The 8748-nt window shown below is 55.8% G+C and carries 9 protein-coding genes and 2 pseudogenes; 5 read left to right on the forward strand and 6 right to left on the reverse strand.

The features are described from left to right. Window positions 1–1017: pseudogene (locus QQ91_RS01200) on the forward strand (hypothetical protein); the annotation flags it as partial. 2 nt (window positions 1018–1019) lie between these two features. Further along, window positions 1020–1772, forward strand: a complete 753-nt coding sequence (locus QQ91_RS01205; protein WP_236096251.1) for a GDYXXLXY domain-containing protein — start codon at window positions 1020–1022, stop codon at window positions 1770–1772. Window positions 1773–1888: 116 nt separating this feature from the next. On the opposite strand, the gene QQ91_RS01210 is transcribed toward QQ91_RS01205, so the two are convergent. Further along, a complete protein-coding gene (locus tag QQ91_RS01210; RefSeq protein ID WP_201277519.1) occupies window positions 1889–2260 on the reverse strand; it encodes a DUF423 domain-containing protein in 372 nt (123 codons plus the stop codon). A 365-nt stretch (window positions 2261–2625) separates the two neighbouring features. Here QQ91_RS01210 and rsgA point away from each other — a divergent pair, with 365 nt between their 5' ends. Both rsgA and QQ91_RS01220 read left to right on the forward strand, forming a co-directional pair. Beyond that, a complete protein-coding gene (gene rsgA, locus QQ91_RS01215; protein WP_166283796.1) occupies window positions 2626–3681 on the forward strand; it encodes a ribosome small subunit-dependent GTPase A in 1056 nt (351 codons plus the stop codon). Window positions 3682–3824: 143 nt separating this feature from the next. Further along, entirely contained in the window at window positions 3825–4520 is a 696-nt protein-coding gene (locus QQ91_RS01220; RefSeq protein ID WP_166283798.1) for a hypothetical protein, read from the forward strand. Here the strand turns inward: QQ91_RS01220 and QQ91_RS21570 are convergent. From QQ91_RS21570 to QQ91_RS01240, 5 genes are all read right to left on the reverse strand, one after another. Continuing rightward, on the reverse strand, window positions 4509–4643 hold the full coding sequence (locus tag QQ91_RS21570; protein WP_284707150.1) for a hypothetical protein: 135 nt from the start codon (window positions 4641–4643) through the stop codon (window positions 4509–4511). The genes QQ91_RS01220 and QQ91_RS21570 overlap by 12 nt on opposite strands. A 141-nt stretch (window positions 4644–4784) precedes the next feature. Further along, window positions 4785–5846 (reverse strand): hydrogenase expression/formation protein HypE, encoded by a 1062-nt coding sequence (hypE, locus tag QQ91_RS01225; RefSeq protein WP_166283800.1) that lies wholly within the window; start codon window positions 5844–5846, stop codon window positions 4785–4787. A gap of 18 nt (window positions 5847–5864) precedes the next feature. Next, window positions 5865–6971, reverse strand: a complete 1107-nt coding sequence (gene hypD, locus QQ91_RS01230; RefSeq protein WP_166283802.1) for a hydrogenase formation protein HypD — start codon at window positions 6969–6971, stop codon at window positions 5865–5867. A 93-nt stretch (window positions 6972–7064) separates the two neighbouring features. Further along, a complete protein-coding gene (locus QQ91_RS01235) occupies window positions 7065–8096 on the reverse strand; it encodes a dihydroorotate dehydrogenase-like protein (protein ID WP_166283804.1) in 1032 nt (343 codons plus the stop codon). A gap of 317 nt (window positions 8097–8413) precedes the next feature. Continuing rightward, window positions 8414–8581, reverse strand: a complete 168-nt coding sequence (locus QQ91_RS01240) for a DUF8639 family protein (protein WP_166283794.1) — start codon at window positions 8579–8581, stop codon at window positions 8414–8416. 27 nt (window positions 8582–8608) lie between these two features. Between QQ91_RS01240 and QQ91_RS01245 the strand changes: the two are divergent. Beyond that, window positions 8609–8748 (forward strand): annotated as a pseudogene (locus tag QQ91_RS01245) (helix-turn-helix domain-containing protein); the annotation flags it as partial.

The raw sequence follows: 8748 nt of genomic DNA on the forward strand, positions 1-8748 counted from the left end.
TTTGGGACGTTGGTTCGTCACCATTCCCTACCAAACAGCTTAATTGTGGGCTACTTTATTGATTGGAAGTCCCTTACTCCCGGTGAAACGGGCTGGATTAATCTAGCCATGGTCCATCTGCCGCTGCTGTTTACCCTTCTTTATCTGCCCTTAGCCCACTGGTGTCAATCTCGGGTTCTCTACGGGCTTTGGGCAGTTGGGTTTGCCACGATCTTTTTTGGGTCGCGCGATCCGGCTGCTGCTTGGACAACCTCACCTGCCCCCATTGCCATGGCCTGGGCCTTGACCTTACCGCCAGCCCTGCTGTGGGCCTATCACGCCAACCTCTGGTCTGCCCTGAGATCTACGCTGAGATCCACACTGAGACTCAGACTGTTTCCGCGATCCTCGGTCCCCCTCGCGGGACCCAAGGGCCGACAATCCCGTGACCCATTTCAAGCCATCGGCCAGTCCATCAGCTGCTGGTGGATCAGCCTCATAACTTACTGGTTTTCCTTTCGCTGGCTGTGGCAAATGGATCGCTGGCTGGGCGTGGAGAGGAATCTGCAAAATCCGCACCTGGCCTGGCTGTCGCTTTCCTTTCTGGCCTATTTCATCCTGACGCTGCTTGCCTGGGGGCACCTGATCCACCGGCGCCAGCCGGTTCCCAAGGCGCTTTGGTTAAACTCTAGATCGCTGCTGGGCCTGCTAGGTCTCCAGTGGGGCGTTGTTTTTTTCCATCTGCAGGGCGCGACCCTTTCCAGGGTGGGGCCAGTGGCGATGAACAGCATCCTCTTTTTCCTGGCGTTTGCGCTCCTGCACGATGGGCTGCTGCTGGGGATCCGGCATCGCTTTTGGGGGGGCATGAGCTTGCTGGTGCTGGGGATTATCAGCCGCATGTTTGAATACAACACGGGCTTGATCCTCAAGGCGATTGTGTTGATCCTTTGCGGCATAGGCGTCATTGCCGCGGGCCTCTGGTTTGAAGCTCAAAGCCGTTCATCCCATTCTCCCCCTGCCCTACTACCGGAGCGTTAATTATGCAGGACTCCCACTTAGATCCAAGGTTAGATCCCAATTTAAACCCGGACTTAGACCCGGACTTAGACCCGGACTCAGGGGCTACTTCGACGGACTCGGCAGACCTTATCAATCCATCGCAGGCTAAGACTCAATTGCCGGCGATCGCGCCTGATATCCATGCAAAATCAGCGGATCAGCCTCTTCCAATGGGATCCTGGCGTTTCTGGCTGCCCATGCTGATGCAAGCGGCCTTGATTATTGCCGTGCCCACCCAGAGTGCGATCACCTATGCCACCGGAACCACCGTGACCTTAAAAACAGTTCCGGTGGACCCCTACGATTTCTTGCGGGGCTACTCCCAAACGCTGCGCTATGAAATCTCTAATCCGGAGGTCCTCGCGAACCTGCCTGGTGGCCCCGAGATCTTTCAGGAGGGATATCAGCCCACCTCTGTTTATGTAATCTTAGAAGCGCCCGCCCTGTCGAGTGAACCTCCGGTGGCCTGGCAACCTAAGAGAGTCAGCCGCGATCGCCCAGCCTCTCTGCCCGCCAATCAAATTGCCCTAAGGGGATACTCCGAGGGCTGGCAAGTGGTCTATGGATTAGAAACCTACTACATGCCAGAGGATCAGCGACAGTCGATTAACCAACAGATTAGCCAGGTGCAGCGATCGTCCGATACGGCGTTTGTGGTGGAGATTAAGGTGGACGATCGTGGGAAGAGTGTGCCGGTGAGCTTATGGGTCAGCGATCGCCAGTATCGGTTTTAACGCGTCAGTCTGCGAAGACTATTGCTGCGTCAGGCCGCAAGGCATCCCTCTGGAAAATCCCCGACGGGTCCATCATCAGTCATCAGTGTCCAAGGGTTTCAACGCTTAGCCCTGGATTAACGCTGGAGCGCAGCGATCGCCACACACCCCCAGCCCACTAGCAGGGCCGCGCCCCCCAGCGGCGTAATCGCCCCTAGCCAGCCAATCCCGGAAAGACTCAGGGCATACAAACTCCCGGAAAATAGCCCAATCCCCAGGGTAAAGGCGCTTCCAGCTATGGTGAACCACAGGGCCTTCTCCTGTCCTTGCTCAGCCAAAATCGCCACGGCGATCAGTGCCAGTGCATGATACATCTGATAACGCGCTCCCGTTTCAAAGATCTCCAGCGATCGCTCACTCAGCTGTGCCTTCAGCGCGTGGGACGCAAAGGCGCCCCCTGCCACGGCCAATCCGCCAAAGATAGCTCCCAGGGCTAGAAATAACCGCATGATTTGTCTCCTGAATACTGCGCCAGTGCATGATACATCCCGTCCTTCCCCGTTATGGCGTGATCTATCCTTGTTCGCAACCCAGGTCGCAACCCAAGTCGCAACCCAGGGCTCAATACCAGCCGGAGAATAGTGCCCACTCCACAAGGTCTGTAAATCCTGGCTATACTGGAACTTGTTTTGATGCTGGAGAAACATCCTATGGCTGAGTCGGTCGCCATTTCTGTCACTGTATCCAGCACTGTAGGGAATTAACGCCTGAGAAGGCTTTCATCTCAGACCCTTCTTAGATTCCTCTGCGGTGCGCGTCGATAGCACAGCGGCTATCGATCTTGATCGTCATTGAACCGAGAGGATTTTTTACCATGCAGCTTAAGCACTTAGGCTGGAACGATCGCTTGGCGCAACATTTTGCCCCCTATGCCCAGCAGGGCTACGGCGTTGGCCGGGTGGCGATCGCCCATCGAGATCAGTATCACCTTTACACGGACCAGGGCCATTGCACGGCGGTTGTCTCCGGCAAATTTCGGCATCAGGCCCACAGCATTCAGGACTTTCCGGTGGTGGGGGATTGGGTCGTGATGGAGACCCAGACTCATCCAGCCGTCATTCATGGCGTGCTGCCGCGGACCAGCCAATTCACGCGCCGGGCCGCGGGGACTCGCACCCAAGCGCAGATCATTGCGGCTAACCTGGACACCATTTTCCTCGTCAGCGGCCTAGATCATGACTTCAATCTGCGCCGAATTGAACGATATCTGGTGATGACCTGGGAAAGCGGAGCCAATCCCGTGATTGTACTCAATAAGGCCGACCTCTGCGAGGATATTGAGGATCAGTTAAGCGCAGTGGCAAACATTGCCATTTCGGTCCCCATTCTGGCCTTGAGTGCCCTCACTCGGGATAAGATTGCGGATCTAGATCCCTACCTGCAGCCAGGACAAACCGTTGCGCTCTTGGGCTCCTCGGGCGTGGGCAAGTCCACCCTGACCAATCAGCTCCTGGGCAAAGCTGTTCAGGCAACCCAGGCCGTGCGGGTTGACGACAGCCGGGGGCGTCACACCACCACCCACCGCGAAATGCTGCAGCTGCCCTCGGGAGCGTTGCTCATCGATACTCCAGGAATGCGGGAACTCCAGCTCTGGACGGCTGAGGAGAGTCTCCAGGAAACGTTTTCCGACCTGGAGGCCCTGGCCCAGAGCTGTCGCTTTCGCAATTGCCAGCATCAGTCGGAACCCGGCTGCGCCGTTCAGGAGGCGATCGCTGAGGGAAGAGTCCCCATGCAGCGCCTGCAGAGCTATCGCAAGCTCCAGCGGGAGCAGGCCCATGTGCAACGACAGCAAGATCCCCTGGCGCAGCGCAACCGTAAAAAACGCTGGAAAGCAATCACGAAATCCATGCGTCAGAATCGCCAGGGATAAGCCCACTCCCTGGTTTGCCCCCAGCCCGTTAGCGGTTCACCCCAGTCTGGAGAATTGGGGTGAACCGGCTACGTTACAATTCTTAAGATACAATTCAAAAAACATTGATTCTAAATTCCCAACGGAGTAGTTTTACAGATCCCATGAGTTTCTTCAATCCGCATGAACCCCTGGTCCGCTGTAAGCAAGAAGCACTAGACGTTCAGGATTTGAGGGGACTGCTGCGCATTGAGTATCGCCTTGGAAAGATTCAGCTATTTTCTGGGGTTTACACCCGCATCGATCAAACTTTTTTGGTATGGGGCTGGATCACAGCCGTTATTTTTGCCGTTGCCCAATTTTCTCCGGTGAACTGGCGGGATCAGGCCATTCTCTGGTCCCTGCTCACGGGGGTTGGTGTGGTCATCATGGCTTCCCTAGCCTGGTTCTGGGTGCAGGTGGAGCAGTTGCGCTGGGTGGTGTATACCTGGACGCTCTTGATGCTCATGGGGGTCCTGCTCACCGATGGCGGGATATTTCTGGGTTGGGGCTGGGTGGTGCTTAATCTTTGCCAAATTTGGCTAGGCCTGAGCGCTCTGGGCTACCTGTTGACGGGCTGGGGACTGCGATCGCGGACCTTCTGCCTGGCCAGCGCAATCCATGGGGCGGGGGTCCTGCTGCTGCCCTATTTCAGCACTTTCCCCTACCTGTTTTCCGGCATGATTATTGCCGGAACGCTGCTGTTCCTATCGGAGGTGCAGTGGGATATGCGTCCCCCCTCGGCTCCCGCTTTGTTAACGGTGGAAGAAACCGAGTTTAATCGTCTCCAGCAGCAGCGCCGATCGGGTTTAGATCGCTAGGGATTGGGGCTCAGGCTGCGGAGGTTGATCGGGCTCTTGAGTCCAAAACAAAGCGGCACAGACGCCAGCTAGGACCACCCATAACACCGCCACAATCATCCATGCAGATTCCCAGGGTTTCATCACAATGGCTCCGGTCGCAACGCTTTACGTTCTAACCTCTCACCGCCTCAAGATTGGAGGGGATCAAGATTTTTAGCCTGTTTGCTCCCATCCTTGCCGGAGAGTCCACCGGCATCGGGGCTGATCAGCCATCCAGGACGATTAGCAAATTCGCGGCAGCCCGTCCACATTGCGATAGTCAAGAATCCGGTTGCCGCCGAAGGGAGTGTGCATTTTCACCCAGAACGGTGGAGGGGAGGGGGGGAGATCAGCCTCTACGACGCCGATCTGCTGCGGGGTGGAATCAGGATCCACCGCTTGCAAGATGGCGATCGCCCGCTGAACTTGCGAAGGTGGAAGAAACGCGACAAATCTACCTTCATTGGCCAGATAAAGCGGGTCTAATCCCAGGATTTCGCTGGCCCCTGCAACAGACTCGCTCACCGGGATTGTTTCCCCCAATTGCACCAAACAATGAGCGGCTTGGGCCAGTTCATTGAGCGCTGTCGCCAGGCCGCCACGGGTGAGATCTCGCAGACAGTGAATTTCCACTCCGGCCTCGATCAACGCCAGCACCGCCCTAGCCAGGGGGGCAAGGTCACTTTCCAGGGTGGTTTCAAAGGCCAATCCCTCTCGTTGGGCCATGATGGCAATAGCGTGGCGGCCAAGGTCCCCATTGATCAAAATGGCATCACCAGCGCGGATTGAGGCAGGGGAAATATCCCATGCATGCTCAATGCTGCCAATTCCCGAGGTATTGATGTAAAGACCGTCACATTTCCCTCGCTCCACCACTTTGGTGTCGCCCGTCACGATGGCGACCTGGGCCTGATTCGCGGCAAACCGAATCGATTGCACCACCTGCCAAAGGGTTTCCATCGATAGCCCCTCTTCCAGAATAAAGCTGAGGCTCAGATATAGGGGGCGGGCGCCTGCCATGGCTAAATCGTTAACGGTGCCGTAAATGGCCATCCTGCCAATATCGCCCCCAGGGAAAAAGATCGGCGAGACGACGTAGGAATCTGTGGTAAAGGCAATGTGAGGATGGGATAAATCCAGACAGGCTGCGTCATGATGCCCGGTTTGTTCATTGCCAAAGGTTGCCAGAAACATCTGCTCAATGAGATGGTGCATCATGCGCCCCCCGCTACCGTGGGCCATGAGCACCTGGGGATAATGCTGGATTGGGAGGGGACAGGGGCCAAAGTGCGGCCGCAATGACATAGACGATGACATGAGAGGCTAAAAGGTTGCGGAGGGGCGATATCGATAATAGGCGGCGCAGGCTCCCTCGGAGGACACCATGGGGGCCCCGAGGGGATGATCTGGAGTGCAGCGCCCACCAAAGACGGGACAGGCGGTTGGCGGCTGGAGGCCCTGGAGGACTAGGCCACTGATGCACTCCAGGGACGGGGTATGGTCAGGCGGCGCCGGTAGAGGGAAGGCCTTATTGCGGACATCGTAAAGGGCAAATTCAGGCCGAAGCGCCAAGCCACTGGCGGGGATCTGGCCCAGGCCTCGCCAGGTTTGGGGCACGATTTCAAACACAGTCTGCATGAGTTGCTGGGCTGCAGTGTTGCCCTGAGGACGGACGGATCGGGCATACTGGTTTTCGACCTGCGCAGATCCCGCCTCTAGCTGCTGCAGGCAATGATAAATTCCCCGAAGAATGTCCGCGGGCTCAAAGCCCGTAATGACGATGGGAACCTGGAACCGATCTGCGATCGCCTCGTATTCACCCATTCCCATGACGGTGCAAACATGACCGGCGGCTAAAAACCCGTGAATTTGGCAGTCTGGGGCGGAGAGAATGACCTCCATCGCCGGGGGAACCCGCACATGGGAAACGAGAAAAGAGAGATTGCTCAGGGACTGCTGCTTGGCCTGGTAGACGGTTGCGGCTGTGGCCGGGGCGGTGGTTTCAAAGCCAACGGCAAAGAAAATCACCTCTTTTTGAGGATTCTCCTGCGCAATTTTAAGAACATCCAGGGGAGAGTACAGGACGCGCACATCGGATCCGGTTGCCTTGGCACTCAGGAGATCTCCTTGATCTAAACTCCCAGGAACTCGCAGCATGTCGCCATAGGAGCAGAGAATGACCTCAGAATGCTGAGCTAGGGCGATCGCGGTATCAATGGTTTCAGCAGCGGTAACGCAAACAGGGCAACCAGGCCCATGGATGAGCTGGATCTCCGGGGGAAGTAGTCTATCGAGGCCATATTTGATAATGGCATGGGTTTGTCCGCCGCAGATTTCCATGATCCTCCAAGGGCGAGTGATGCATCGAGCGATCGCCTGGCGAAGGGGTTGAACGGCTTCAGGATTGCGATATTCATCGATATATTTCATGGCACCAGATCTCTATTCCCTTGAGACGTCCAGGCTCTGTAAATCATGTAAAACCGCTGTGGAACACCGATGGCAAACACCGGTGCCAGAGTTTTATCCTTGGGCAGCCATGGAGTTTCGCCGCTCCAAGGGAGGATAATAGGTCTGCAGGGTTTTTAAATATTGCACCCGTTCAAAGGCCTCAGGATTAGGGCTATTGAGCTGACTCATGGTTCCCTGCAATTGCGTGACGGATTCGTACTCATGCTCCGCTAGCCAGTGGGCTAGATCCTGCTCAATTTGGCTGAGATACGGAATTCCGTGACGGAGCAGACTGCTGACCAACAGGGTGGCCTTGGCCCCCACCATGAGCAGGCGCACCACATCCTGGGCATCATGAATCCCACTGGTGGCGGCTAGGTCCGCGGCAATGCGTCCGTAGAGCAAGGCAATCCAATGCATGGGTAAGCGGAGATCCTGGGGCGTACTCAGTAACAGGCGCGGCTGAACTTCTAGATCTTCGATATTGATATCGGGTTGATAGAATCGGTTGAATAGGACCAAGGCATCGGCGCCTGCTTCCGATAGCCGTTTGGCCATATATCCAATGTTGCTGAAAAAGGGACTGATTTTGACGGCTAAGGGAATATTGATCGTGCCCTTCACCTGTCGAACCACCTCTAGACAATGGTCTTCCACCGCTGCGCCACTAGAATCAATATCCGTGGGGATCGCGTAGAGATTCAGCTCCAGGGCATCGGCGCCTGCCTGGGAAATTTGGTGGGCATAGTCTACCCACCCCCCGAGGGAAGATCCGTTGAGGCTGGCAATCACGGGGATAGAAAGGCTGGCTTTGGCGGCGCGAATATGATCTAAATACAAGTCGGCATCGACATGAAACAAATTCGGTTCTGGGAAATAGGTGAGGGCTTCGGCAAAGCTATGGGTGCCCTGCTCCAGATGATGATGGAGATCTAGCGCCTCCTGGTGAATTTGCTCTTCGAAAATAGAATGCAGCACAATGGCGGCAGCGCCATGATCTTCAAGGCGTTTGAGCATGTCCAAGTCTTCGCTCAGGGGAGCTGCGGCACCGACAACGAGGGGCGATCGCAGCTTTAAACCCAGGTAAGCTGTCGTTAAGTCCATTGCGGTTCTCCTAAAGAATCATGGAAAATGTGTAGGGACCTGTGTTGCTAATCGGTGCAGGGGCAATACCGTTGAAGGTTTCAGGGCGGAGGTGCATCAATCTCAACCGGTGTTGGATATGAGCTATTTTAGCGGCAGCAGTCATCTCTCCCCGCAGGCTGAAGATATTCTTAATTTGTCAGGGGGGCTGATGGTCTAGGCGTTTTAAATCCAGCCAGCAGACTCGCCTGCAACGAAGTGGTGATGCCTGGCCTTCTCTGTTTTCCTTGGCAATGGCAATTGCCGGGGTAATGTCTGCTGTTGAATCTCGCTGTTCCCTAATAGTCGCTGTCCGCAACGCACATGCCGTGACATTTGATGCCGTTGGTGGCAGTTCGTTGGCAATGAACACAGAGAATCTTTTCAGCCTGGGGAGCCTGAATCTCAGGGGCCGTTTCCTGTGAACTAGATTGGGGGGTGGAGCTGGGAGTAGAAGCTGAGATCATCAGTTTTCTCCGAGAAACCCCGATCCTCATCGCGTCTACCCCACTCCTGAGCAAGAAACCCTCTTGCGCCAAACCGTGGGCTGCGTCCGGTTGGTCTACAACAAAATGCTGGACTATCGCACCCAAGCGTTTTACGAACGGCAAGAGAAAATCAGCTACAACCAATC

This window comes from Lyngbya confervoides BDU141951, from assembly GCF_000817775.3.
Classification (GTDB): domain Bacteria; phylum Cyanobacteriota; class Cyanobacteriia; order Thermosynechococcales; family Thermosynechococcaceae; genus Lyngbya; species Lyngbya confervoides.